Consider the following 23,563-nt stretch of genomic DNA (forward strand, 5'->3'; position numbering starts at 1 on the left):
TTGAACTCGGCGGGGTAGTGCTTCATCCCCACTGGGACTCCGTTCTCCTGGACCATCAAGATCCAAGTCTCTCCGGTGTCCAAAACCCGGGGTCAGGGCCCCTCGACAAGCTCACCCCCGGATAGCGTCTCGTCAACCACTCCGGCAGCAACTGTATGGACTCCGAAGGCTGGTCCACGGCCGACTATGCCCGTGGTGTCAGCCCTGGCTGACAGGTCTTCGGACCCATGCTCCGGCCCTCCCCTCCATCGCTGTCAGCCAGCTACAGTTCCCCATCCGCGCCACGGTCTATTCCCGAGGTGGGGAATCGGGCGAATCTGGCGGCACCGGCCTCGAACGCGCTCAGGTTCTCGAAGAGGTCCTCGGTCGACCAGTCCCCCGGGTTCCGAAAGACGTGCCGCTCGATGCGCACCCTCAGACTCGTCGTGCTGGGAGGTAGCAGCCAGCCGCTGAGCGGGTCGTCGTCGAGCACCCAGGAGCGGTCCAGCATCGTGATGAATCGCGCCTCGTTGTGGGCCAGTTCCACCAGGGTCGAGGGCTCGGGCCAGCTCGCGACGGGCCCCCTTGGGTATCTCCGGGGGCAGGTCCTGCGCCCACAGCAGGTCCTGAAGCCCGTTCCGGGTCGCGGCGTCTACTCGCCGGTGGGCGATTGCACGTTCCGCGACGCGAGGCAGGCTGTAGTCGGGGACCTCAGCGAAGCTACGCTGCACTCGTCGAGCAGCGAATCATGCTGTGCAGCACGACACCTCAGTGACGGGTCGTGCTGCATCAGCCACCTCGGGTGGGGACTCAGGCCGAGCAATTGCTTCAGCAGCGTATACACGTCAGCCGACCTGCGCGACGAACGCCTCGTAAGCCTGGTCGTCGAAGAGGACGAACCTGACTTCCTTGACAGCTGTGTGAGCCGCCCGCACCGCCTCCACGGCGATACGCGCGGCATCCTCAAGCGGCCAACCGTACGCACCAGCCGAAATTGCTGGGAAGGCGACAGTCTTCGCACCAAGCTCGTCGGCGACGCGCAGGGCCTCGCGGTAGCAGGACGCCAGCAGGGACGGATCACTGCCGGAAATCCCATACACGGGGCCCACGGTGTGGACCACCCACCGGGCATCGAGCTTTCCGGCGGTCGTGGCAACGGCCTGGCCGGTGCGCAGCCCCTTTCCGTACTGCGAGGCACGCAACTCGCGGCACGCGGCGAGGATCTCCGGACCGCCGCGCCGGTGGATCGCTCCGTCGACTCCGCCGCCGCCGAGCAGGGAGGAGTTTGCCGCGTTGACGATGACATCGGCGGACTGCTGGGTGATGTCACCGCGTACCAGGGTGACGGTGACGGCCTCGGGTGTGCGCATGCGGCCATGATGCCGTGTCCCCTTCGGCCGGACGGCCCTTGGTGCTGCTGTTCGGCGGCCCTGTGGTCCACCTGACCGGCCAGGCCTGTTACTACCGCGTCACCACCCGCCGGGCCTGGACCGAACGGCACAGCGCGTGCGCCGCCGGTGTCGTCGCCGCGGTGTGCATGCCCCGTGACCGGCCGGAGACGACCGGTGCCCCCTGCCGTGGGGCAGGGGGCACATCGGCCCGGGGGCCGGACGGTCCCGGCGCTCCGGACGGCCTTGAGTTGCTCAGGCCGCCCGAAGCCGCCGCCAGACGGCCTTCGCCGCATGGTGACCGGACATGCCGTGCACGCCCGGACCGGGCGGAGTGGCCGAGGAGCACATGAACACCGCCGGATGCGCCGTCGCATACGGAACCCGTGCGAGCTTGGGCCGGATCACCGTCTGGAGGCCGGAGAACGCGCCGCACGCGATGTCGCCGCCGACGTAATTGGCATTGCGCGCCGCGAGTTGGGGCGGCCCCGCGACCGCCCGGGCGAGCACCAGGTCGCGGAAGCCCGGGGCGAAGCGCTCCAGCTGCCGCTCGATCACATCGGTGGCGTCGCCCTCCCAGCCCGCCGGGACATGTCCGTACGCCCAGAAGACATGCCGGCCCTCGGGCGCGCGGGACGGATCGACCAGGCTGGGCTGTGCGGTGATCAGGAACGGCACGCTCGGGTCGCGGCCCGCCACCGCGGCGCTCAGCGCGGAGTTGATCTCGCCAGCCGTGGGGCCGATGTGGACCGTTCCGGCGCGGCGGGCCTCCTTCGCGGTCCACGGGACAGGGCCCGACAGCGCGTAATCGATCTTGAAGCAGGATGCCCCGTACCGGTAGCCGCTGTAGGCGCGGCCCAGCCCCGCGATGCGGGCGAGGGCGGTCGGCGAGGTGTCGAAGATGTAGGCGCGGGCGGGCGGGAGCTCGTCCAGGCGCTTGACCTCCGTGCCGGTACGGATCGTGCCGCCCTGTTCGCGGAGGTACGAGGCGAGGGCGTCGGAGATGGCCTGCGATCCGCCGCGCGGCACCGGCCAGCCCTTCTCGTGCGCGGCGAGGGCGAAGAGCAGGGCGACCCCGCCGGTGGCCAGGCCGCTGACGGGCGCTATGGCATGCGCGCCGAGCCCGGCGAACAGACCGCGCGCCCTGGCACCGCGGAAACGGCGGGAGAGCAGCGTCGCGGGCTGGAGCGCGTCGAGACCGAATCGCACCCAGCGGTACGGGTCACGGGGCAGCCCGTCCCACGGGGTGCGCAGAAAGTCCTCGGCGAGGGTGTCCCAGTGGCCCAGGTACGGGGCGACGAGCCTGCGGTACGCCCCCGCGTCCTGGGCACCGAGGGACATGGCGCTCTCCCCCACCGACCCGGTGAGCACGGCGGCCGACCCGTCCGGGAACGGGTGGGCGAGCGCCAGCTCGGGCTGGAGCCACTCCAGGCCGTGCCGGGACAGCGGCATCGCGTTGAACGCGGGCGAACCGATGCCCAGCGGATGAACGGCGGAACAGGGGTCGTGGCGGAATCCGGGGAGGGTGAGCTCTTCGGTACGGGCACCGCCTCCGACGGTCTCGGCCGCCTCGAAGACCTCCACGGCGAAGCCACGGCGGGCCAGTTCGGCCGCGGCGGTCAGTCCGTTGGGCCCCGCCCCCACGACGACAGCATCAAGCATCGACGGCACCTTCGGACTCCTTCGTCAGCCGACGGCCAGGACACCCAGGATATTCCGAGGCGCCGACGGCTCGGCCGCGGGTAGGGTCGCCACTCGATGAACACGCCGAATTCTCAAGCCGCGCCCGTGCCGCATCCCTGCTCTGTCACGCCCGCCCGTATCGCGGACATGGCCTCCCGGCTCGCCGCGCTGCCCGGCATCCGGGCTGTCGCCCTGGGCGGCAGCCGGGCCCGCGGCACGCATCGCCCGGACTCCGACTGGGATCTGGGCGTGTACTACCGCGGCACTCCTGACCTGGCCGCACTGACGGCGCTGGCGTCCGAGGTACAGGGCTCCCCGGCGGAGGTCGCGGGTCCCGGCGGCTGGGGGCCCTGGGTCGACGGCGGGGCCTGGCTGCGGGTCGACGGCACCCCGGTGGACTGGATCCTGCGCGATCTGGACCGGGTGGAGGCGGTCTGGTCCGACTGCCTCGAAGGCCGCTTCGAAGTGGGCGTGCAGCCGGGGCATCCGCTCGGTTTCTGGTCCCCCGCCTATCCCGGGGAGGTCGCGCTCGGACACGTACTCGCCGATCCCCGGGGCGAATTGACAGTGCTTCAGCAGGAGACCCGCACTTATCCGGAGCCACTGCGCACCGCGCTCGTCGAAGCCGCGTGGGAGGCGGAATTCTCGGTCGCGGCCGCCCGCAAGTCGGCCCCGGCCGGGGACCCGCTCCATGTCGCCCTGTGCCTGTCGCGGGCGTTCGGCATCCTCACCCAGTCGCTCCACGCCCACCACCGCACCTGGTGTCTGAACGAGAAGGGTGCGCTGGCCGCTGCGGCCGCGCTGCCGGACACCCCCGCGGACTTCGCCGGACGGGTCGGCGAGGCGCTGCGGGGGCTGGACGCGGCGGCGGTGCAGAGGGCTGCGGAGTTGGTGCGGGACGTCCGATCGGTGCTTGCGACGGGCGCCGGAGAGACCGGGAGCTGCTCGTGATCGCCGAATTCCAGTGCGTGGTACTCGACTGCGCCGATCCCGCACGCCTCGCCGGGTTCTACCACTGCCTGCTCGGCGGGGAGGTCGACCGGCCGGACCGGCGATGGGCGCTCGGCGACGGCTGGGCGACACTCCACACGGAAACCGGGCTGGTCCTCGCATTCCAGCGGGTGACGGACCACCGGCCGCCGCGGTGGGGGAACCCGGCGCACCCGCAGCAGTTCCATCTGGACTTCGGCGTCCCGGATCTGGACGCGGCGCAGACACAGGCAGTGGCTTCCGGTGCGGTTGTCCTCGACGACGGGGCCGGGACGGGGCGCCCGTGGCGGATCTACGCGGACCCGGCCGGGCATCCGTTCTGCCTGGTCCAGCACGGCAACGGCGAGGCGGCGGCCGGTCAGACTTCGCCGCGGAGCGCCTGAAGGATACGCTCGACGGTCGCCTCGTCACGGGCCGCCGTGAACGGCAGGGCGTTGCCGCCGGTGATCCGGAACGGGGCGCCGGAGAGTGTGGCCTGGGCGCCGCCCGCCTCGGTGACCAGGAGCAGACCTGCCGCGTGGTCCCAGGCGTACTCCCAGTTGAAGGCGACCGCGTCCTGGTCGCCGCGGGCGACGGCGAGGTATTCGAGGCCGGCGGAACCACAGGGGCGGGCATCGATGCCCTCGGTGCGCAGGCCGAGGAGGGCGTGCTTCTGGGCCTCGGTGGTGTAGTCGGGGTGCGACATCGCCACCTGCAGAACAGCCCCGGGCGCGGGCGAGCCGGAGTGTATCGGCTTGCCGTCGAGCGTGGCACCGCGGCCGCGGACGGCGATCGCCATCTCGTCCAGGGCCGCGGCATACGTCCAGGAGGCGAGGAGTTCGCCGTGGTGGGCAAGGGCGACGAGCGTGCAGAAGCCCGGCTCGCCGCGGACGAACTGGCGGGTGCCGTCGACCGGGTCGACGATCCAGACCGGTGCCTCGCCGCCCAGGGCGTCGTACACCTTCGGATCGGCGTGGACCGACTCCTCACCGACGACCACCGAGCCGGGCAGGAGCCTGGTCAGGGATGCGGTGAGGTGTTCCTCGGCGAGGCGGTCGGCGGTGGTGACCAGGTCGTGCGGACCGCTCTTCTCGACGATCTCGTGCGCGGCGAGCTGCCGGTAGCGCGGCATGATCTCGGCGGCGGCCGCTGCGCGGACCGCCGCCTCGACCTCGGTCAGGTCTCCGGCAAGGAATTCATCGATCATGACCACAGCTAAGCACGGTCCGCCGCGGAGCCGACGACCTGGTCATGACGGGGAGGTGGCCGGTCAGCGTCCGACGGCGTACCCCTGCATGCCGCGCGGGTTCGCGGCCGCGGACAGCACTCCGGTCTCCGGGTCGCGGGCCACGGCGCACATCCGGCCCTCGGACCACGGGTCGCCGACGGTGACGTCATGGCCGCGGCGGCGCAGCTCCTCCACGACCTCCGGGTCCATGCGCTCCTCGACGGTGACGCTGCCGGGGCGCATCCCGCGCGGGAAGAAGGAGCCGGGGAAACTGTCGTTGTGCCAGTTCGGGGCGTCGATGGCGCCCTGGAGGTCGAGGCCGCCGCGGACCTCGGCGCTCAGCGCGACGGCGAGGAAGAAGTGGACCTGCCACTGGTCCTGCTGGTCGCCGCCGGGCGTGCCGAAGGCCATGACCGGGACGCCGTCGCGCAGGGCGAGGGACGGGGTGAGGGTGGTGCGGGGACGGCGGCCGGGGGTGAGGGAGTTCGGCAGGCCCTCGTCGAGCCAGGCCATCTGGAGGCGGGTGCCGAGCGGGAAGCCGAGCTCCGGCACGACCGGGTTGGACTGGAGCCAGCCACCGCTGGGGGTGGCGGAGATCATGTTGCCCCAGCGGTCGACGATGTCGACGTGGCAGGTGTCGCCACGAGTCGCGCCGTCCTTGGCGACGGTCGGCTCTCCCACAGCGGCGCCGTCCTTCGCGACGGTCGGCTCGCCGACGCCCGCCGCCGGTATGCCCATGGCATCGAACCCGGCCTCGCCCGAGGCGACGGCGTGCGCGTGCTCGCTGAGGACGGGGGTGCGGCCGCCGGGGCTGCCGGGACGCAGTTCGCGCGAGGCCTCGTCGGTGATGAGGGCGCGCCGCTCGGCGTTGTACGGCTCGGAGAGCAGCACGTCGAGGGGCACGTCGGCGGCGTCGCCGTACCAGGCCTCACGGTCGGCCATGGCGAGCTTGCAGCCCTCGATGAGCAGGTGGACGTACTCCGCGGAGCCGTACTGCGGGAGTTCGGCGGGGAGCAGAGCGAGCTGCTGGAGGAAGGCGGGGCCTTGGCTCCAGCCGCCGGCCTTGGCGAGTGTCCAGCCGTTCCAGTCGTACGTGGCGGGCGCCTCGTAGGACGCGGACCAGCCGGCCAGGTCGGCGGCGGTGAGGGTGCCGGTGTGGCGGGAGCCGCTGGTGTCCATGGTGGGGCGGGCTGCCTGACGGACCAGGGCTTCGGCGATGAAGCCCTCGCTCCAGATCTTCCGAGCGGCGTCGATCTGGGCGATGCGGTCGTCACCGCCGGTCTTCTCGGCCTCGGCTGTCAGGCGGCGCCAGGTCGCGGCGAGGGCGGGATTACGGAAGAGCTCGCCCGGCTTCGGTGACTTGCCGCCGGGGAGGTAGACATCGGCGGAGGACTGCCACTCGGTCTCGAAGAGTTCGCGGACGGTCTCGACGGTCTGGCCGATCCGCTCGACGGGCGCGTGGCCGTCCTCCGCGTACCCGATCGCGTACCGCAGCACCTCGGCGACGGTCTTGGTGCCGTGGTCGCGCAGCAGCAGCATCCAGGCGTCGAACGCGCCCGGCACGGCTGCGGCGAGCGGTCCGGTGCCGGGGACCAGGTCGAGGCCGAGGGAGCGGTAGTGGGCGACGGTGGCACCGGCGGGGGCCGGGCCCTGGCCGCACAGCACCTGCGCCTCGCCGTCCTTCGGCGCCAGGATCATCGGCACTTCACCGGCCGGGCCGTTGAGGTGCGGTTCGACGACATGCAGGACGAATCCGGCTGCGACGGCGGCGTCGTAGGCGTTGCCGCCGTCCTCCAGGACGGCCATCGCGGACTGCGAGGCGAGCCAGTGGGTGGAGGACACCATGCCGAAGGTGCCCTGGAGGGTCGGCCGGGTGGTGAACACGGATATGGCTCCTTGCTGCGACGTGCGAGGTTCTGGAGTTCGGTTCGGATCGTATGTACGGGAAGTCAGGCGGCCGCGTCCGGGGCGGTGCCGTCGTCCTTGACGAGGTGGCAGGAGACCTGCCGGCCGCCGGGCAGTTCGCGCAGGGCCGGGGCCTCGGTGCGGCACCTGTCGGTGGCGAGCGGGCAGCGGGTGTGGAAGCGGCAGCCGGGCGGGGGGTCCAGCGGGCTGGGGAGCTCGCCGTGCAGCACGATGCGTTCGCGGGAGCGCTGCTCGACCGGGTCGGGGACCGGCGCGGCGGAGAGCAGCGCCTGGGTGTACGGGTGCTTCGGGGAGGCGAACAGTTCGGCGGTCGGGGCCTGTTCGACGATCTGCCCGAGGTACATCACGGCGATCCGGTCGGCGAGGAACTCGACGGCGGCCAGGTCGTGGGTGATGAACAGACAGCCGAAGCCGCGGTCGCGCTGGAGGTCGGCGAGCAGATTGAGTACGGATGCCTGGACGGAGACGTCGAGCGCCGACGTCGGTTCGTCTGCGACGACGAGGTCGGGGTCGCAGGAGAGCGCGCGGGCGATGGAGATGCGCTGGCGTTGTCCGCCGGAGAGTTCGTGCGGGTGCCGGTCGGCGTGCTCGGGGCGCAGTCCGACCTGGGCGAGGAGCTGCTCGACCCGTGCCCGTACGGCTTCGCCGCGGGCCTGACGGTGCAGCTTGATCGGCTCGGCGATGATCTGCCCGATGGTCATGCGGGGGTCGAGCGAGGACGACGGGTCCTGGAAGACCAGGTGGAAGTCCTTGCGCAGGGGGCGCAGGGCGCGGCGGGAGAGGTGGGTGACGTCGGTGCCGTTGATGTGGACGGTGCCGCCGGTGGGTTCGTCGAGGCGTACGACACAGCGCCCGACGGTCGACTTGCCGCTGCCGGACTCGCCGACGAGGCCGACGACCTCGCCGCGTCCGATGGTGATCGAGACCCCGTCGACGGCACGGACGGTAGCGCCGCCGGAGGCGGCGAAGTGCCGCTCCATGGAGTCGATCCGCAGCACGGGCGGCTGCTGATGCGAGGAGTTCTCGTCACTCTCGCGCGGTGCGGGGACGGTCTGCGGGGTGGTCACTTTCCGGCCTCCCAGTCGGGTCGCGCGGCGTCGGCGGATGCTTCGGTGGTCGCCGGTGCGGCGGCGGACGCTTCGGTGGTCGCCGGCCCTGCGGCGTCGGACTTCTCGTCCGCGCCGTACGGGTGCCAGCATGCCGCCCGGTGCTGGGCGTCCACACCCTCCTTCGGGTCGATGGACCTGAAGCCGGGCCGGCTGCCCGTACAGGTTTCGTCGGCGCGGCTGCACCGGGGTGCGAAGGTGCAGGCGTCCGGCTGGCTGTCGAGGCTCGGCACCAGGCCGGGGATCTCGGGCAGCCGTCGCTTGCCCTCGCCGCCGGGCCGCAGGACGGCGCCGAGCAGGCCTCGGGTGTACGGGTGCCGGGCGGAGGCGAACAGGTCGTGCACCGGCGCCTGTTCGACGGAGCGCCCGGCGTACATCACCAGCACCCGGTCGGCGGCGTCCGCCACCACGCCGAGGTCATGGGTGACGAGGACGATCGCCGTGCCGAGCCGTTCGCGCAGCGACTGGAGGACTTCGAGGATGCCGGCCTGCACGGTGACGTCGAGTGCGGTGGTCGGCTCGTCCGCGATGAGTACGGAGGGGTCGCAGGCGACGGCGATGGCGATCATCACGCGCTGGCGCATGCCGCCCGAGAGCTGGTGCGGGTATTCGTCGATGCGGCGCTGCGGGGCGGGGATGCCGACCAGGTCGAGGAGTTCCACGGCGCGCGCCCCGGCCTCCTTCTTGCTCAGCCCCTGGTGCCTGCGGAGCACTTCGCCGATCTGCCGGCCGATGGTGAGGACCGGGTTCAGCGAGGTCATCGGCTCCTGGAAGATCATCGCGATGTCCTTGCCGCGGACCTTCTGCAGCTCCTTCTCCGACGCGCCGGCCAGTTCCCGGCCACCGAGCCTGATGGAGCCGCCGATCTGCGCGGTGGGCGGGAGCAGGCCCATCACCGCCATCGAGGTGACGGACTTGCCGCACCCCGACTCCCCCACCACGGCGAGGACTTCGCCGGGGAAGAGGTCGTAGGAGACACCGTCGACGGCGTGCACGGTCCGGGTGTCGGAGCGGAAGGACACCGACAGATCTCGGACGCTGAGCACGGGTTCGCGTACGGCCCCGGGGGCGGATTCGAGTACGGCTTCGGTCATCGGGTGCCTCCGCGGGGGTCGAGGACGTCACGCAGTCCGTCGCCGAGCAGGTTGAAGGCCAGCGTCGCCGCGACGATCGCCAGGCCGGGAAAGACGGCGAGCCAGGGCGCGGGCGCCAGGAAGGACTGGGCGCCGGAGAGCATCACACCGAGGGACGGGGCGGGCGGCTGGACACCGAGGCCGAGGAAGCTGAGCAGTGCCTCGCCGATGATCGCCGCGGGGATGCCGACGGTCGCCTGGACGATCAGTGCGGAGGTGGCGTTGGGCAGGATGTGCCGGAAGAGCACCGTGCCGTCGCCGCCGCCGTTGGCGATGGCAGCCCCGACGTAGTCGACGTGCTTGAGCCGCAGGGTCTCGGCGCGGGTGATCCGGATGACGGCGGGGATCTGCGAGATGCCGATGGCGATGGTGGCGTTGGTGAGCGAGGGGCCGAGGATCGCGGCCAGGCCGACGGCGAGCACCAGGAACGGGAACGCGAGCATGGTGTCGGTCAGCCGGGAGACGGCGCTGTCCGTGAACCTGCCGTAGTACCCGGCGAGCAGCCCCAGCGGTACGCCGATGACGAAGGCCAGCACGACGGCGATCAGGCCGACCTGCATGGAAGCCCGTGTCCCGTACACGATGCGGGAGAGCTGGTCGCGGCCGAGGTCGTCGGTGCCGAGCCAGTGCGCCCAGCTCGGTTCGGCCAGTACGTTCCCGAAGTCGGGCTGTGCCGGGTCGTACGGGGCGATGAGCGGGGCGAACAGGGCGGCGAGGACGAAGACGGCGGCGATGATGCCGCCGGTGAGGGCGAGCCGGTTCTTGCGCAGGGCGCGCAGCCTGCCGTGGCCGGCCCGCTTCCCGGCGGTGGCCCCCGGTGTGGTGGGGAGCGTCTGGGTCGCTGTGGTCACCGGGCACCTCCGAGCCGGATGCGCGGGTCGATGACCGAATAGACCACGTCGACCAGCAGGTTGATGAGGATGTATGCGGCGGAGGTGCAGAGCACCACGGCCTGGAGCGTCGCATAGTCGCGGGTGAAGACGGCGTCGATGGTGAGCTTGCCGAAGCCGGGCAGGACGAAGATCTGCTCGGTGACGACGGCGCCGGAGATCAGATGGCCGAGCTGGAGACCGAGGACGGTCACGACGGTGACGAGCGAGTTGCGCAGCGCATGCCCGCCGACGACGGCCCGCCTGGAGAGCCCCTTGGCGCGAGCGGTACGGACGTAGTCGGCGGAGAGCGAGTCGAGCATCGCCGCCCGGGTCTGGCGCATCACCACGGCGGCGAGGCCGGAGCCGAGGACGATCGCGGGCAGCACCATGCGGCGCAGATTGTCGATCGGGTCGGTGCCGAAGGGGACATAGCCGGAGGCGGCGAACACCGGGATGGCGATGGCGAATCCGAGCACCAGCACGATGCCGAGCCAGAAGGTCGGGATGGAGAGCCCGATCAGCGCGATGACATTGGCGAGCCACTCCTCGGGCTTGCCGCGCCGCACGGCCGCGACGACTCCGGCGCCGATGCCGAGGACGACGGCGAGCAGCAGGGAGAGGGCGGCCAGTTCCAGCGTCACGGGCAGCGCCTGGCCGATGGCGTCGGCGACCGGGAGTCCGGTACGGGAGGAGGTGCCGAGGTCACCGGTGAGGGCGTGGCCGATGAACCGCCCGTACTGCACGACGATGTTGTCGTTGAGTCCGTACGCCTCACGGATCGCGGCGAGCGCCTCGGGGCTGCGCTCCTCGCCGGCCAGGGCGAGCGCCGGGTCTCCGGGCAGCGCCCGGATACCGGCGAAGACCACGATGGAGACCAGGAAGAGCGTGATGAGGGACTGACGCAGCCGCGTCAGCAGGTACTTCGTCATCGGGTGTACCCCGCAGTCTTGACCCGGACCAGGCCGTCGCCGTAGACGCGGATGCCCGCGACGGACTTGGTGGCGACGACATAGTTCTTCTGCCGGTAGAGGTAGATCATGGTGTGGGCGTCCTGGACGCGCCGGGTGAGCTCGTTGTAGATCTCGGTGCGGCGGGCCGGGTCGGCGACGGTGCGGCCCTCGTCGATCAGCCGGTCGATCTCGGGGTCGCCGAGACCGTAGGCGTTCATGGCACCTGCGGTCTTCAGGAAGTTGGAGACGTTGCCGTCGGGGTCGAGCCGCCCGGACCAGCCGCTGGTGAAGACGTCGTAGTGTCCTGCGTCGGTCTCCGACAGCATGGTGGCGTACTCGGTGGGCCGCAGCGAGAGATCGAAGCCTGCCTCCTTGACCATGGCCTGGAGGACCTGTCCCACGCGCCCCTGTTCCGGGGTGGTGGAGGTCTTCAGCTCGATCTTCACCGGGGTCTTCACCCCGGCCTCCTTCAGCAGCCTCTTCGCCTTGGCCACGTCGCGCTTCGGGCAGTCCTCCGGCTTGACGCCGGGGGCGATGGCGGACTGCGGGGAGATCGGGCCGCAGGCCGGCTCGTACATGCCCTGGAAGACGACCTTGTTCAGGGTGTCGCGGTCGATGGCCAGCTCGAAGGCCTCGCGGACCCGTACGTCGCGGGCGATCGGGGTGTCGAGCTTCCCCGGCTTCTGGCCGAGCCCCTTCACATTGCCGACGTTGAGGCCGATGCCCTGGTAGCCGAGCGAGGGCGAGTTGAAGAGCTGGAGCCTGGGCTCCGTCAGCGCGCTCTGGACGTCGATGGGGCCCATCTGGTCGCCGACCTGGAGGTCGCCGGAGCGCAGGTTGGCGAGCCGGACGTTGCCGTCGGGGATCGGCTTGTAGATGACCCCGTCGAGGTGGACCTTGTCCGCGTCGTAGTAGTTGGGGTCCTTCTTCAGCACGATCCGGTCGCCGCCGACCCGTTCCACGAAGCGGAACGGCCCCACGCAGGACGGGTGGTTGGTGAAGTTCTTCCCGTACTTCTTGAGCGCGGTCGGCGACATCACCATCCCGGCCCGGTCGGCGAGCACACCGGTGAGCGGAACATAGGGCTGCTTGAGCTCCATCCGTACGGTGTACGGGCCGGTGGCCTCGATGGACCCGACCGGGGCGAGCTCGGTGCCGCGCGCGGAGCCGGGCAGATCGCGGTGGCGCAGCAGTGAGGTGACGACGGCCGAGGCGTCGAGCCGGGTGCCGTCGCTGAACTTCAGGTCGCGACGCACCTGCAGGGTGACGGTGCGGCCGTCGGCGGAGGTGGTGGGGAGTGCTGCGGCCAGCTGCGGCACGACGACGCCGTTCTCGTCGATGTCGTAGAGCTTCTCGCACATGCCCGCGAAGACCGTCCGGCCCACGAGGGTCTGGGCAAGAGTGGGGTCGAGTTTGTCCGGGTCGGAGTTGAGAGCAACGGTGAGTGTCCCGCCGTCGCGTACGGACCGTTCATCGGTTTTCCGCACACCGCCGACCTCGGTCGCCGAGGACTGCAGTGATGCGCAGCCCGAGGTGAGGGACACCAATGCAACTGCCACCAGGGCAACCGCTTTTCGGCGCACGAGGGCCTACCTCCCGCCAGGGGTGATCAAGGAATATCGCAGACCGTATTTCGCATACAGTCCGCAAGGCAAGAGGGGTTCCCACATGGCGGACGATTTTTATTGACGATCGAATAACGGCCGACCGGAAAGCGACCATTCGGAATAGTCAGCACATAGAGGGAGGTCGCCGTAGCCGCAGGACACGGCGGCGACGCGCAGGCCGCTCGCGCGCAGACTCAGAACCAGTCGTCACGCCCGGGCGGCTCGCAGAGTTCGAAGACCACCTCGCCCGTATCCCGATCACCGCCGGCAACCGGGCGCACCCGCGCGCCGACCGACACCTGGTGCGGTGCGGCGCCCACGACACGGCAACGGAACACGAAGCCCTCGGGGAGCCGGACGAGGGACTCGTTGCGTGCCGCGTCCGTGTAGCGATGCACGACGCCGGACCTCACCACGACGCCCAGACCGGCGCTGCGTTCGGGCTTCAGATCACTTGAAGCGCACACCGGACACAGCAGCCTCCGGAAGGAGGCCGTGCCGCACCAGCGGCACCGGTGGTAGTACAGGCCGGCTTCCTCATGCACCGTCTGCACGGTGCCACTTGATGATCGGGACACGTTTCGACCCCCTGCGCTCGGCTCGGATGCGCCGCACCTGCGCGTCGGCGCGTCCGCACCATAGGGCACTGAGTGTCGAAACGTAAAGGCACTCAGTGCCATACCGAGGTCGGCCCCGGTGTCAGCCCTGGCCGATGACCGACTCGATCTGCTGCACGACACGCCACATCGGGGCCCCCTTGGCGGCAACCATGACAACCACGTCACCATCGGTGGCGGCCGGGGACGCACCCTGGGCCGGCGCACTCCCCCACACCTGGCGCACCAGCCCGAGCGCGTGATCCACCGCGGACTCCGCGTCCCCCTCACCGCCCGAACGCAGCCAGGTCCGCAGCCCGTTGTTGTGCGCGGCGACCACGGAGGCGGCGATCACCTCGGCCCGCAGCGCACCGTCCCCCGACTCGCCGTACCGGTCACGGAGATAGCCGGCCAACGTCTGCTCGTAACGGCGCACGACGGACAGTTCGTAGGTACGCAGCCCGGGCACCTCGCGGGTGAGCCGGTAGCGCTGGACGGAGAATTCGGGGTTTGCGGAGTACATGCGCAGCACGAGCCGGGCAGCATCGCACACCGCGTCGACCGGATCCGCGTCACCGACCCCCGCAAGGAACGCCGTCATGTCGGCAAGGCAGCGCTCGTGATCCGGGAAGACCGCGTCCTCCTTGGAGGGGAAGTACCGGAAGAACGACCGGCGCCCGACCCCGGCCCGCGCCACGATGTCGTCCACCGTGGTCTGCTCGAAGCCCCGCTCCAGGAAGAGCTGGAAGGCCGCCTGGGCGAGCACCTCCCGCATGGGGGGCTTCTTGGCCGGTCTGCGTGCGTCAGTCATGCGGGGAACGTAGCACCGGAAGGCCCTTTCTGGCACCGGGTTCCTTTACAGAGGGTACTGAGTGCCATATTGTCGTCGATACGAACCACACCCAGGTAGGAGAGCCGGCGTGAGCTTGAGGATCGTTGTCTGTGTGAAGTATGTGCCCGACGCCACCGGCGACCGGCACTTCGCCGATGACCTGACGCTGGACCGTGAGGATGTCGACGGTCTGCTGTCGGAGCTCGACGAGTACGCGGTGGAGCAGGCGCTGCAGATCGCGGACGGTGCGGACGATGCGGAGATCACCGTGCTGACGGTGGGTCCGGAGGATGCCAAGGACGCGTTGCGCAAGGCGTTGTCGATGGGTGCGGACAAGGCTGTTCACGTCGAGGACGACGATCTGCACGGCAGTGATGCGATGGGCACGTCGCTGGTGCTGGCGAAGGCGATCGAGAAGACGGGTTACGACCTGGTGATCTGTGGGATGGCGTCGACGGACGGCACGATGGGTGTGCTGCCTGCGGTGCTGGCGGAGCGTCTGGGTGTCCCGCAGGTCACGCTGCTGTCGGAGGTGTCGGTCGAGGGCGGCACGGTGACGGGCCGCCGGGACGGTGACACGGCTTCGGAGCGGCTGGAGGCGTCGTTGCCGGCGGTGGTGTCGGTGACGGACCAGTCGGGTGAGGCGCGTTACCCGTCGTTCAAGGGGATCATGGCGGCGAAGAAGAAGCCGGTCGAGTCGCTGGACCTGGAGGACCTGGGGATCGAGGCGGACGAGGTCGGTCTGGCGGGTGCCTGGACCGCGGTGGATTCCGCGGCGCAGCGTCCGGCCCGTACGGCGGGCACGATCGTCAAGGACGAGGGTGAGGGCGGCAGGCTGCTGGCCGAGTTCCTGGCCGGCCAGAAGTTCATCTGACCCCCGCTCGTCCCCCGTTGTTTCTTCGCTACTCGCAGGAGATTGAAGTCCCATGGCTGAAGTTCTCGTCTATGTCGATCACGTGGACGGTGCCGTCCGCAAGCCCACTCTGGAGCTTTTGACGCTGGCGCGTCGTGTCGGTGAGCCGGTCGCGGTCGCGCTCGGCAGGGGTGCCGCCGATACCGCGGGGGTGCTGGCCGAGCACGGTGCGGTGAAGGTCCTGACCGCCGATGCGCCGGAGTTCGCCGATTATCTGGTCGTGCCGAAGGTCGACGCGCTGCAGGCCGCCCATGCTGCCGTCTCCCCGGTGGCGGTGCTGGTCCCCTCGTCCGCGGAGGGCAAGGAGATCGCGGCCCGTCTCGCGGTGCGGATCGGGTCGGGGATCATCACCGACGCCGTCGATCTGGAGGCCGGTGAGCAGGGCCCCGTCGCGACGCAGTCCGCGTTCGCCGCGTCGTTCACCACCAGGTCCCGTGTCTCCAGGGGGACCCCGGTCATCACGGTCAAGCCGAACTCGGCTCCGGTCGAGGCCGCTGCGGCGGCGGGTGCGGTCGAGACCCTGGCGGTGTCGTTCTCCGCGCAGGCCACCGGCACGAAGGTGCTGTCCCGCACGCCGCGGGAGTCGACGGGCCGTCCGGAGCTGACCGAGGCCGCGATCGTCGTCTCCGGCGGCCGTGGCGTCAACGGTGCGGAGAACTTCGCGGTCATCGAGGCGCTGGCCGACTCCCTCGGTGCGGCCGTCGGCGCCTCGCGTGCCGCGGTCGACGCCGGCTGGTACCCGCACTCCAACCAGGTCGGCCAGACCGGCAAGTCGGTCTCCCCGCAGCTGTACATCGCCTCCGGCATCTCCGGCGCGATCCAGCACCGCGCCGGCATGCAGACGTCCAAGACGATCGTCGCGATCAACAAGGACGCCGAGGCCCCGATCTTCGACCTCGTCGACTACGGCGTCGTCGGCGACCTCTTCCAGGTCGTCCCCCAGCTCACCGACGAGGTCAAGACCCGCAAGGGCTGACCCGCCGCCCAGCCGCACCCCGTTTCCGACGGTCCGGGGCCGCACGGTGTGAACACACCGCGCGGCCCCGGACCGTTTCCGATCACCATTGACGCAGATCCGGCAGCCTTATAACTTCACTATGCGGATTGCTGATTCCGAGACGTGGAAACAGCGTGACTGTGGAGGGTGTGGAAATGGGTCAGCAGGAGAAGGTGGCAACGAGCCTCGCCGGTGCGGTCAGCGAGGAGATCAGCGCCTCCCTCAGCGCGGTCGACGCCGAGCTCGCCCACCGCTACCCGGGCGATCCGGGGACGCGCCAGCCGGTCCACACGGTCTACGTCCCCGGTGACACGTTCACCTCCGGCACCATCCGCTCCTGGGGCGACCGGGCGCTGAAGGCCCTGGACGAGCACGCTCCCGACGCGGCCTCGTTCGCCGCCGTCCTCGGCATCCCCGACGAACTCGCCGTACCCGTCCACGACCGGGTACGCGCCAAGCTGGAGCGCGAGCCCGTCGAAGACCTGCGCATCGACTTCGAGGACGGCTACGGCCCCCGCCCCGATGCCGAGGAGGACGAGGCCGCCGCCCGCGCCGCCCGGCTGGTCTCGGAGGCGTACGGGAACGGCACGGCGGCCCCGTACATGGGCATCCGGATGAAGTGCATGGAGGCCGCCGTACGCGACCGCGGCATCCGCACCACGGACATCTTCCTCACCGGTCTGATGCGGGCGGGCGGCCTCCCCGACGGGCTTGTCCTCACTCTCCCCAAGGTGACGTACCCCGAGCAGGTCACCGCCTTCGTCCGGCTCCTCGAAGCGTTCGAGCAGGCGCACAGGCTGCCGTCGGGCCGCCTCGGCTTCGAGATCCAGATCGAGACCAGCCAGTCCATCCTCGCCGCCGACGGCACCGCCGCCGTGGCTCGCATGATCGACTCCGCGCAGGGCCGCGCCACCGGTCTGCACTACGGCACTTTCGACTACAGCGCCTGCGTCGGCGTCAGCCCCGCCTATCAGGCCGGCGACCACCCGGCCGCCGACCACGCCAAGGCCGTCATGCAGGTCGCCGCCGCAGGCACCGGCGTACGGGTCTCCGACGGCTCCACCAACGTCCTCCCGGTCGGCCCGACCCACCAGGTCCACGAGGCCTGGCGGCTCCACTACGGCCTCACCCGCCGCGCCCTGGCCCGCGCCTACTACCAGGGCTGGGACATGCATCCGGGCCATCTGCCGACGCGTTACGCAGCCGTCTACACCTTCTACCGCGAGGGCCTGGAGCAGGCCGCTGCCCGCCTCGCCGCGTATGTGGCCAAGGCCGGCGGCGACGTCATGGACGAACCCGCCACCGCCAAGGCGCTCAGCGGGTACCTCCTGCGCGGCATCGACTGCGGTGCCCTGGACACCGCCGAAGTCGCTCGCCTGACCGGTCTGACGCGCGCCGACCTGGACGCATTCGCGTCGCCGCGGCGGGGCGGGCTCACGGTGACCGCTCCGTGACGGGTGCTCGCGCCGTCCACCGTGTCATGGTGACCGTGGCGGCGCGGCGGCTCAGGCGGGCGGCAGTTCGCCCGAGCCGCGCTGGATGAGCGTCGTGGGGAGCTCCACGCGGGCCGGGGCGTGGTCCGCGCCGTCCAGACGGCGGAAGAGGTGCTCGGCGGCGGTGCGGCCGACGGCGGCGGCGTCCTGGGAGATGACGGTGATGCCGAGCAGGTCGGCCAGTTCGATGTCGTCGAAGCCGACCAGGGCGACCCGGTGCTCCTGCTCCGCGAGGACACGTACCGCCGTCACCGTCACCCGGTTGTTGCCCGCGAACAGCGCGGTGACGGGCTCGGGGCCGGAGAGCATCTTCTCGGCGGCGGCCCGGACCCGGTCGGGGTCGGTCGAGCCGAGGGAGACCCACGAGTCCTCGACCGTTGTCCCGGCGTCCGCCATGGCCGCGTGGTAGCCGCGCAGTCGCTCGGTGGCAGTGTGGATGCGCGGCTGGTCGCCGATGAAGCCGATCCGGCGGTGGCCGTGCGCGATCAGATGCGCGACGCCCTCGCGGGCGCCGCCGAAGCTGTCGGACAGGACGATGTCGGCGTCGATACGGCCTGCCGGGCGGTCCACGAAGACGGTGGCGATGCCGGCCTTTATCTCCGGCTCCAGATAGCGGTGGTCGTCGCCGGCCGGAATCACGATGAGCCCGTCCACCCGGCGCGCACACAGGGCGAGTACGAGCTCCTGCTCGCGCTCCGGGTCCTCGGCGCTCGACCCATTGATGAGCAGGGCGCCGTGTGCCCGGGCGACCTCCTCCACCGCGCGGCTCAGAGGTCCGTAGAACGGGTCGGCGAGATCCTCCAGGACCAGGCCGATGGAAGCGGTGCGGCCCTTGCGCAGGACGCGCGCGCTGTCGTTGCGGCGGAAGCCGAGCGCCTCGATGGCCTCCTGGACCCGGCGTTCGGTGTCAGGTGTGACACCCGGCTCGCTGTTGACCACACGGGAGACCGTCTTGAGCCCCACTCCGGCGCGGGCAGCCACATCCTTCATGGTCGGCCGGTTGCCGTAACGGGTCTCGGAGTGACGGGCGGTCTCGGCCACGGTGCGCTGTCCTGTTCGTCGGGTGCGGGCGATCCGGCGGGCCCGCGAGCGGTGCCGCGGAGGGGCCGGAGGCTGTGCCGTCGAGCATAGGCCCTGGACAACGTTGTCAGCTGAATGGAGACTGGGCAGACTGTTTACCGAAGCCGCAGGTCCTCGCCACCTACTCACGGAGCCACACCGATGCATACCGACCTCGTCGCCGCGCTGGACATCGGCGGCACCAAGATCGCTGGCGCGCTGGTGGACGGCAGCGGCGCACTCCTTGTGCGGGCGCAGCGGCCGACGCCCGCCCGGGAGAGCGCCGAGACGGTGATGGGGGCCGTGACGGAGGTCCTGGCCGAGCTGTCGGGATCGCCGCTGTGGGAGCGGGCGACGGCCGTCGGAATCGGCAGCGCGGGCCCGGTGGACGCCTCGGCCGGTACGGTCAGTCCCGTCAATGTCCCCGGCTGGCGCGACTTCCCGCTGGTGGAGCGGGTCGGTAAGGCGGTCGGCGGACTGTCCGTCGAACTGGTCGGCGACGGCGTCGCGATGACGGCGGCCGAGCACTGGCTGGGCGCGGCCCGCGGCTACGACAACGCGCTGTGCATGGTCGTGTCGACGGGTGTAGGCGGCGGACTCGTCCTCGGCGGAAAACTGCACCCCGGCCCCACGGGCAACGCCGGGCACATCGGCCACGTCAGCGTCGACCTGGACGGTGACCCGTGTCCGTGCGGTTCGCGCGGCTGCGTCGAGCGCATCGCCAGCGGACCGAACATCGCCCGCCGGGCGCTGGAGGCCGGCTGGCGGCCCGGACCGAACGGCGATGCCTCGGCCGCCGCCGTGGCCGCCGCCGCGCGCGCCGGGGACCAGGTCGCCATCGCCTCGTTCGAGCGCGCCGCTCAGGCGCTGGCAGCCGGAATCGCCGCCACCGCCACGCTCGTCGAGATCGACATCGCGGTGATCGGCGGGGGAGTGGCCGGAGCGGGCGACATCCTCTTCGCTCCGCTGCGCCGGGCCCTGCGCCAGTACGCCACGCTCTCCTACGTCCAGCAGCTCACGGTGGCCCCGGCAGTGATGGGCACCGACGCGGGGTTGGTGGGTGCGGCGGCGGCGGCGGTGCGAGTGGGATCGGGCGGGGTGGTGGCCGTTTAGGTCCTGCTGTCCGGCAGGGCGAGAAGCGCCGGACGGGCCCCAGGACCGGTGTCCTGGGGCCCGTCCGGCATCGAAGGCGCGACATGGCCGCGACCGCGATTCCTCGTCAGCTCTCCCGTCAGCAGGTGATCCGCAGGTCCGCCCAGTCCGCGTGGTCGGAATCGGTACCGTCCCCGCCGTCGGTGACCACCAGACGCACCACCTGCGCACCGCTCACATCTGCGGAGAGCGGCTGCGCGGGCATCGCATTGGTCAGTACACCGGTCGACGCCACCTTCGTACCATCGGCCCAGACCTCGAAGGCGACCGTTCCTTTGGCGCCCTTCTCGTCGTCGACCCCGACCTGCGCCGTCACGGCGCTGCATGCCTCGCCGGTGTAGAACTCGACTGCGCTGTCGGCATGCACACCGAGGCCCTTGGCGAAGACCGCGCCGCCGATGGTGAGCGGATTCCCGTCACCCGCCTTACTCTCGCCGTTGCTGGTGTCCTTCTCGACCGGGCCCCAGCCGTTGGCGGCCGAGAGCTGGGGCAGATCGCTCAGGTAGCCGGCGCCCGCAGGCGGCGCGACCACCACATGGGCCTGGAACGGGACCGTGGACCTCACCCGTGTCCCGGCCGGTGAGCGGTACTGGGCGGTGAGCGTCAGATCGTACGTACCGGTGGCTGTGCCCGCAGGGGCAGTCACCTGCCAGCGGGTGGTGAGGGCCCGGCCGGTCGGCAGAGCCGGTGATCCGGTCGGCGATGCCGCCTTCACCTGCCAGCCCGAGGGGCCGGTGAGCGCCGCGGAGACCTTCGTGGCGGGGGTACGGCCGAGGTCGGTCACCGTCGTCGTCAGTGCGGCCGTGCGCCCGGCCTCGACCAACGGGCTTCCGTTCAGGCCGAGTTCCACGGCAGGCGGATGCGCGGCCCACTTGCGGTCGGCGGCGATGCGCAGCAGTACGGTCCCGTGTGCCGGGACGGTCGCCGAGACGCTGCCCGCCGTGTTGTACGTCGTGTGCTCCCACAGGTCACGCATCGTGTACGCGGTGGCCTTCGGCAGCCCCGCCGCCTCGGCCGTCGTCGAGATGCGCTGTGCGCTGCCGGTCTCGTTGAAGAGGGCCACGACGCGGCTGCCGTCCTGCATCTCCTTGGCGACGACCCAGCGCCCGCCGATGGAGGAGAGCACGGTGCCCTGCTTGCCCAGCGGGTCCTGATCGACCGCGATGACCTCGTGGTTGGCGAGGATCTCGAAGGTCTCCGGGCCCGCCTTGCGCAGATCGGAACCGATGAGCAGCGGCGCCGCCATCACGGACCACATGGAGAAGTGGGTGCGGTACTCCGTGTCCGTCATGCCGCCGTTGCCGACCTCCAGCATGTCGGGGTCGTTCCAGCGCCCCGGGCCCGCTGCGGCGGCGAGGGGCAGATTCTGCTTCATGATCGACAGCATGCTGCCCCAGCTGTCATTGATGTCGCCGGTCGTGCGCCAGAGGTTGCCGATTTCGCCGGCCCACTCCCAGGGCTTGTTCTCGCCCCATTCGCAGATGCTGTAGACGATCGGGCGGCCGGTCGCCGCCAGCGCGTCCCGCATCGTCGTATAGCGCTGTTTCGCGTCGACGCCCTGGTTGTTGCAGTTGTCGTACTTGAGGTAGTCGATGCCCCAGTCCGCGAACTGCTGCGCATCGCTGTACTCATGGCCGAGCGCGCCCGGAAGTCCCACGCTGTCGCAGGTCTTGGTGCCGGCGCTGGTGTAGATGCCGATTTTCAGGCCCTTGGAGTGGACATAGTCCGCGACGGACTTGATGCCGTTCGGGAAGCGCTGCGGATCGGCCTCCAGCTTTCCGTCCGCATTACGCTGCGGCTTTGCCCAGCAGTCGTCGAGATTGACGTACTGATAGCCCGCGTCCTTGAGGCCCTTCTCGACAAAGATGTCGGCGATGCCCTTGACCATCGCCTCGTTGAACTCGGCACGACAGTGGGTCGAGTTCCAATTGTTGAACCCCATCGGAGGGGTGAGCGCAAGGCCGTTGCCGGCCTGCGGAGCGGGCGCGGGCGCGGGAGCGGGCGAGTCCGCGACGGCGGGAACGGTCGCCCCCGCGGCGCAGAGCAGCCCGGCCAGCAGCGCTCCGATGACTCCGCGGTGGCTGGTTCGGGTTGTACGGGTTGGAAGATGACGCATCGTTACGTTCCTCCATACTCGTGCCGGATCGGTCACAGCATGTGCACGCCAAGGCGTGCGATTACGTTAGAGCGTGTTGAAGTCTGTTGGAAGAGGAGCGACATCGGTTGTTCGGCATCTCGTCAAAACCCTTGACGACGCCATCGCTTGGGGGTGAGATCCAATCGCACGTTCGGTTGTGTTGGGTTGCATCCCAAAGGAGTTGGGCATGACGCAGTCTGATTACGACAGGTCAGGTGTGCCGGGCAGCGTCGCAGGACATCGGATGTCCCGGCGGAGCCTGTTGCGTGGTGCGGCAGTCGGTGCGGGAGCCGTGACGCTCCCCTCCTTGCTCACCGCCTGCGGGAGCGGCCCCGGCGGTGACGGCAAGACGATCACCATGGGCTCGAATTCGTCCGACCCCATTCCGAAGAAGGCCTTCGCCGACGCTTTCGCGGCGTACGAGGCGCAGTCGGGCGGGCGGAAGGTGAAGGTCAACACCGTCGACCACAACACCTTTCAGGAGAACATCAACCGGTATCTGCAGGGCAAGCCGGACGATGTCTTCATGTGGTTCGCGGGCTACCGGATGCAGTTCTTCGCCGAGAAAGGCCTGCTGTACGACATCAGTGACAACTGGCAGGACTACAAGGGCTTCTCGGCAGCGCTGAAAGCCCAGTCCACCGGCGCGGACGGCAAGCAGTACCTCACGCCGTACTACTACTATCCGTGGGCCGTCTTCCACCGTAAGAGCCTGTTCGACGAGCGCGGCTATCAGGCACCGAAGACACTCGACGAGTACGTGGCCCTCGCCAAGCAGATGCAGAAGGACAAGCTGGACCCCATCGCCTTCTGCGACAAGGACGGCTGGCCCGCCATGGGCACCTTCGACTACATCAACATGCGGACCAACGGCTATGAGTTCCACAAGAGCCTGATGGCGGGTGAAGTCGCCTGGACCGACAAGCGGGTCAAGGAAGTCTTCGACACCTGGCGCCGGCTCCTCCCGTACTGCCAGCAGGGCGCCAACGGCCGTACCTGGCAGGAGGCCGCCACCAGCCTCCAGAAGAAGGAGGCCGGCATGGCCGTGTTCGGCCTGCCGCACCCGGGCGCGCAGTTCCCCAAGGGCGAACAGGACGACATCGACTTCTTCCCCTTCCCCGTCATCAATCCGGAGCACGGGCAGGACGCGGTCGAGGCACCCATCGACGGGTTCCTGCTGGCGAAGAAGTCGAAGAACCTCAAGAACAAGAAGACCCTGGAGAGCGCCAAGGACCTGCTCAAGTGGCTGGCCACCGGCAAGGCCGAGGACATCTACCTGAAGAGCGACCCGAACAACATCGCCGTCAGCGACCAGGCGGACATCTCCGCGTACTCACCGATCCAGAAGAAGGCCGTGGAACTGGTCTCCGGGGCGAAGCAGATCTCCCAGTTCCTGGACCGCGACACCCGGCCGGACTTCTCCTCCACGGTCATGATCCCGGCGATCCAGAAGTTCATCAGCAACCCGAACGACGTGGACGGCCTGGTCAACGACATCGAACGGCAGAAGAAGACCATCTTCGCCGCCGACTGACCCCGGACG

The 23,563-nt window shown here is 70.2% G+C and carries 21 protein-coding genes; 7 read left to right on the forward strand and 14 right to left on the reverse strand.

Going from position 1 to position 23,563, the window contains the following annotated elements; all coding sequences use genetic code 11:
• Positions 1 to 262 precede the first annotated feature (262 nt).
• The 3 genes from ACFVYE_RS38820 to ACFVYE_RS38830 form a co-directional block, all read right to left on the reverse strand.
• Complete coding sequence (locus tag ACFVYE_RS38820; protein ID WP_383978912.1) at positions 263 to 526, reverse strand: hypothetical protein; 264 nt, start codon at positions 524 to 526, stop codon at positions 263 to 265.
• Between the two features lie 298 nt (positions 527 to 824).
• The gene (locus ACFVYE_RS38825; protein ID WP_383978909.1) at positions 825 to 1,349 is read right to left on the reverse strand and encodes an O-acetyl-ADP-ribose deacetylase; all 525 of its coding nucleotides are present in this window, start codon (positions 1,347 to 1,349) and stop codon (positions 825 to 827) included.
• A 273-nt stretch (positions 1,350 to 1,622) separates the two neighbouring features.
• On the reverse strand, positions 1,623 to 3,038 hold the full coding sequence (locus ACFVYE_RS38830; protein ID WP_383978906.1) for a phytoene desaturase family protein: 1,416 nt from the start codon (positions 3,036 to 3,038) through the stop codon (positions 1,623 to 1,625).
• A 159-nt stretch (positions 3,039 to 3,197) separates the two neighbouring features.
• On the opposite strand from ACFVYE_RS38830, the gene ACFVYE_RS38835 reads away from it, so the two are divergent.
• Positions 3,198 to 4,001 carry a nucleotidyltransferase domain-containing protein gene (locus ACFVYE_RS38835; RefSeq protein ID WP_383978915.1) on the forward strand — a complete coding sequence of 268 codons (804 nt, stop codon included), beginning with the start codon at positions 3,198 to 3,200 and terminating at the stop codon, positions 3,999 to 4,001.
• Entirely contained in the window at positions 3,998 to 4,423 is a 426-nt protein-coding gene (locus ACFVYE_RS38840; RefSeq protein ID WP_383978904.1) for a VOC family protein, read from the forward strand. The genes ACFVYE_RS38835 and ACFVYE_RS38840 overlap by 4 nt, the downstream gene beginning before the upstream one ends.
• Here the strand turns inward: ACFVYE_RS38840 and ACFVYE_RS38845 are convergent.
• The 9 genes from ACFVYE_RS38845 to ACFVYE_RS38885 all read right to left on the reverse strand — a co-directional run bounded on the left by ACFVYE_RS38845 (position 4,399) and on the right by ACFVYE_RS38885 (position 14,212).
• Positions 4,399 to 5,226: an inositol monophosphatase family protein gene (locus tag ACFVYE_RS38845; protein WP_389608544.1), complete on the reverse strand. Its 828-nt coding sequence runs from the start codon at positions 5,224 to 5,226 to the stop codon at positions 4,399 to 4,401. The genes ACFVYE_RS38840 and ACFVYE_RS38845 overlap by 25 nt on opposite strands.
• Positions 5,227 to 5,289: 63 nt before the next feature.
• Positions 5,290 to 7,131 (reverse strand): gamma-glutamyltransferase family protein, encoded by a 1,842-nt coding sequence (locus ACFVYE_RS38850; protein WP_383979604.1) that lies wholly within the window; start codon positions 7,129 to 7,131, stop codon positions 5,290 to 5,292.
• A 65-nt stretch (positions 7,132 to 7,196) separates the two neighbouring features.
• A complete protein-coding gene (locus ACFVYE_RS38855; protein ID WP_383979607.1) occupies positions 7,197 to 8,153 on the reverse strand; it encodes an ABC transporter ATP-binding protein in 957 nt (318 codons plus the stop codon).
• Between the two features lie 83 nt (positions 8,154 to 8,236).
• Positions 8,237 to 9,373, reverse strand: coding sequence for an ABC transporter ATP-binding protein (locus tag ACFVYE_RS38860; protein WP_389608545.1), 1,137 nt, complete (start codon positions 9,371 to 9,373; stop codon positions 8,237 to 8,239).
• Positions 9,370 to 10,263 (reverse strand): ABC transporter permease, encoded by an 894-nt coding sequence (locus ACFVYE_RS38865; RefSeq protein ID WP_383977949.1) that lies wholly within the window; start codon positions 10,261 to 10,263, stop codon positions 9,370 to 9,372. Before ACFVYE_RS38865 ends, ACFVYE_RS38860 begins: the two co-directional genes overlap by 4 nt.
• A complete protein-coding gene (locus ACFVYE_RS38870; protein ID WP_383977944.1) occupies positions 10,260 to 11,213 on the reverse strand; it encodes an ABC transporter permease in 954 nt (317 codons plus the stop codon). Before ACFVYE_RS38870 ends, ACFVYE_RS38865 begins: the two co-directional genes overlap by 4 nt.
• Entirely contained in the window at positions 11,210 to 12,793 is a 1,584-nt protein-coding gene (locus ACFVYE_RS38875; protein WP_383977941.1) for an ABC transporter substrate-binding protein, read from the reverse strand. The genes ACFVYE_RS38870 and ACFVYE_RS38875 overlap by 4 nt, the downstream gene beginning before the upstream one ends.
• A gap of 242 nt (positions 12,794 to 13,035) precedes the next feature.
• The gene (locus ACFVYE_RS38880; RefSeq protein WP_383977938.1) at positions 13,036 to 13,386 is read right to left on the reverse strand and encodes a Zn-ribbon domain-containing OB-fold protein; all 351 of its coding nucleotides are present in this window, start codon (positions 13,384 to 13,386) and stop codon (positions 13,036 to 13,038) included.
• Between the two features lie 154 nt (positions 13,387 to 13,540).
• Positions 13,541 to 14,212, reverse strand: coding sequence for a TetR family transcriptional regulator (locus ACFVYE_RS38885; RefSeq protein WP_389608557.1), 672 nt, complete (start codon positions 14,210 to 14,212; stop codon positions 13,541 to 13,543).
• Between the two features lie 145 nt (positions 14,213 to 14,357).
• On the opposite strand from ACFVYE_RS38885, the gene ACFVYE_RS38890 reads away from it, so the two are divergent.
• From ACFVYE_RS38890 to ACFVYE_RS38900, 3 genes are all read left to right on the forward strand, one after another.
• Complete coding sequence (locus ACFVYE_RS38890) at positions 14,358 to 15,143, forward strand: electron transfer flavoprotein subunit beta/FixA family protein (RefSeq protein WP_389608546.1); 786 nt, start codon at positions 14,358 to 14,360, stop codon at positions 15,141 to 15,143.
• Positions 15,144 to 15,195: 52 nt separating this feature from the next.
• Positions 15,196 to 16,158 carry an electron transfer flavoprotein subunit alpha/FixB family protein gene (locus ACFVYE_RS38895; RefSeq protein WP_383977934.1) on the forward strand — a complete coding sequence of 321 codons (963 nt, stop codon included), beginning with the start codon at positions 15,196 to 15,198 and terminating at the stop codon, positions 16,156 to 16,158.
• A gap of 176 nt (positions 16,159 to 16,334) precedes the next feature.
• On the forward strand, positions 16,335 to 17,633 hold the full coding sequence (locus ACFVYE_RS38900; protein ID WP_383979437.1) for a DUF6986 family protein: 1,299 nt from the start codon (positions 16,335 to 16,337) through the stop codon (positions 17,631 to 17,633).
• Positions 17,634 to 17,684: 51 nt separating this feature from the next.
• On the opposite strand, the gene ACFVYE_RS38905 is transcribed toward ACFVYE_RS38900, so the two are convergent.
• Positions 17,685 to 18,713: a LacI family DNA-binding transcriptional regulator gene (locus ACFVYE_RS38905; RefSeq protein WP_383979440.1), complete on the reverse strand. Its 1,029-nt coding sequence runs from the start codon at positions 18,711 to 18,713 to the stop codon at positions 17,685 to 17,687.
• A 180-nt stretch (positions 18,714 to 18,893) separates the two neighbouring features.
• Here ACFVYE_RS38905 and ACFVYE_RS38910 point away from each other — a divergent pair, with 180 nt between their 5' ends.
• Positions 18,894 to 19,844: an ROK family protein gene (locus ACFVYE_RS38910; RefSeq protein WP_383979443.1), complete on the forward strand. Its 951-nt coding sequence runs from the start codon at positions 18,894 to 18,896 to the stop codon at positions 19,842 to 19,844.
• 118 nt (positions 19,845 to 19,962) lie between these two features.
• Here ACFVYE_RS38910 and ACFVYE_RS38915 read toward each other — a convergent pair whose 3' ends face one another.
• A complete protein-coding gene (locus tag ACFVYE_RS38915; RefSeq protein WP_389608547.1) occupies positions 19,963 to 21,999 on the reverse strand; it encodes an NPCBM/NEW2 domain-containing protein in 2,037 nt (678 codons plus the stop codon).
• Positions 22,000 to 22,264: 265 nt separating this feature from the next.
• Here ACFVYE_RS38915 and ACFVYE_RS38920 point away from each other — a divergent pair, with 265 nt between their 5' ends.
• Positions 22,265 to 23,554: an ABC transporter substrate-binding protein gene (locus tag ACFVYE_RS38920; RefSeq protein WP_389608558.1), complete on the forward strand. Its 1,290-nt coding sequence runs from the start codon at positions 22,265 to 22,267 to the stop codon at positions 23,552 to 23,554.
• Positions 23,555 to 23,563: the final 9 nt, after the last annotated feature.

Source organism: Streptomyces sp. NPDC058239, from assembly GCF_042882185.1.
Lineage (GTDB): Bacteria > Actinomycetota > Actinomycetes > Streptomycetales > Streptomycetaceae > Streptomyces.

Coding starts and splice junctions, on each gene's coding strand:
- ACFVYE_RS38845 (WP_389608544.1), bottom strand. CDS start 5,226: ATGATCGATGAATTCCTTGCCGGAGACCTGACCGAGGTCGAGGCGGCG.
- ACFVYE_RS38900 (WP_383979437.1), top strand. CDS start 16,335: ATGGGTCAGCAGGAGAAGGTGGCAACGAGCCTCGCCGGTGCGGTCAGC.
- ACFVYE_RS38835 (WP_383978915.1), top strand. CDS start 3,198: ATGGCCTCCCGGCTCGCCGCGCTGCCCGGCATCCGGGCTGTCGCCCTG.
- ACFVYE_RS38910 (WP_383979443.1), top strand. CDS start 18,894: ATGCATACCGACCTCGTCGCCGCGCTGGACATCGGCGGCACCAAGATC.
- ACFVYE_RS38915 (WP_389608547.1), bottom strand. CDS start 21,999: ATGCGTCATCTTCCAACCCGTACAACCCGAACCAGCCACCGCGGAGTC.
- ACFVYE_RS38895 (WP_383977934.1), top strand. CDS start 15,196: ATGGCTGAAGTTCTCGTCTATGTCGATCACGTGGACGGTGCCGTCCGC.
- ACFVYE_RS38860 (WP_389608545.1), bottom strand. CDS start 9,373: ATGACCGAAGCCGTACTCGAATCCGCCCCCGGGGCCGTACGCGAACCC.
- ACFVYE_RS38885 (WP_389608557.1), bottom strand. CDS start 14,212: ATGCGGGAGGTGCTCGCCCAGGCGGCCTTCCAGCTCTTCCTGGAGCGG.
- ACFVYE_RS38870 (WP_383977944.1), bottom strand. CDS start 11,213: ATGACGAAGTACCTGCTGACGCGGCTGCGTCAGTCCCTCATCACGCTC.
- ACFVYE_RS38920 (WP_389608558.1), top strand. CDS start 22,265: ATGTCCCGGCGGAGCCTGTTGCGTGGTGCGGCAGTCGGTGCGGGAGCC.
- ACFVYE_RS38825 (WP_383978909.1), bottom strand. CDS start 1,349: ATGCGCACACCCGAGGCCGTCACCGTCACCCTGGTACGCGGTGACATC.
- ACFVYE_RS38855 (WP_383979607.1), bottom strand. CDS start 8,153: ATGGAGCGGCACTTCGCCGCCTCCGGCGGCGCTACCGTCCGTGCCGTC.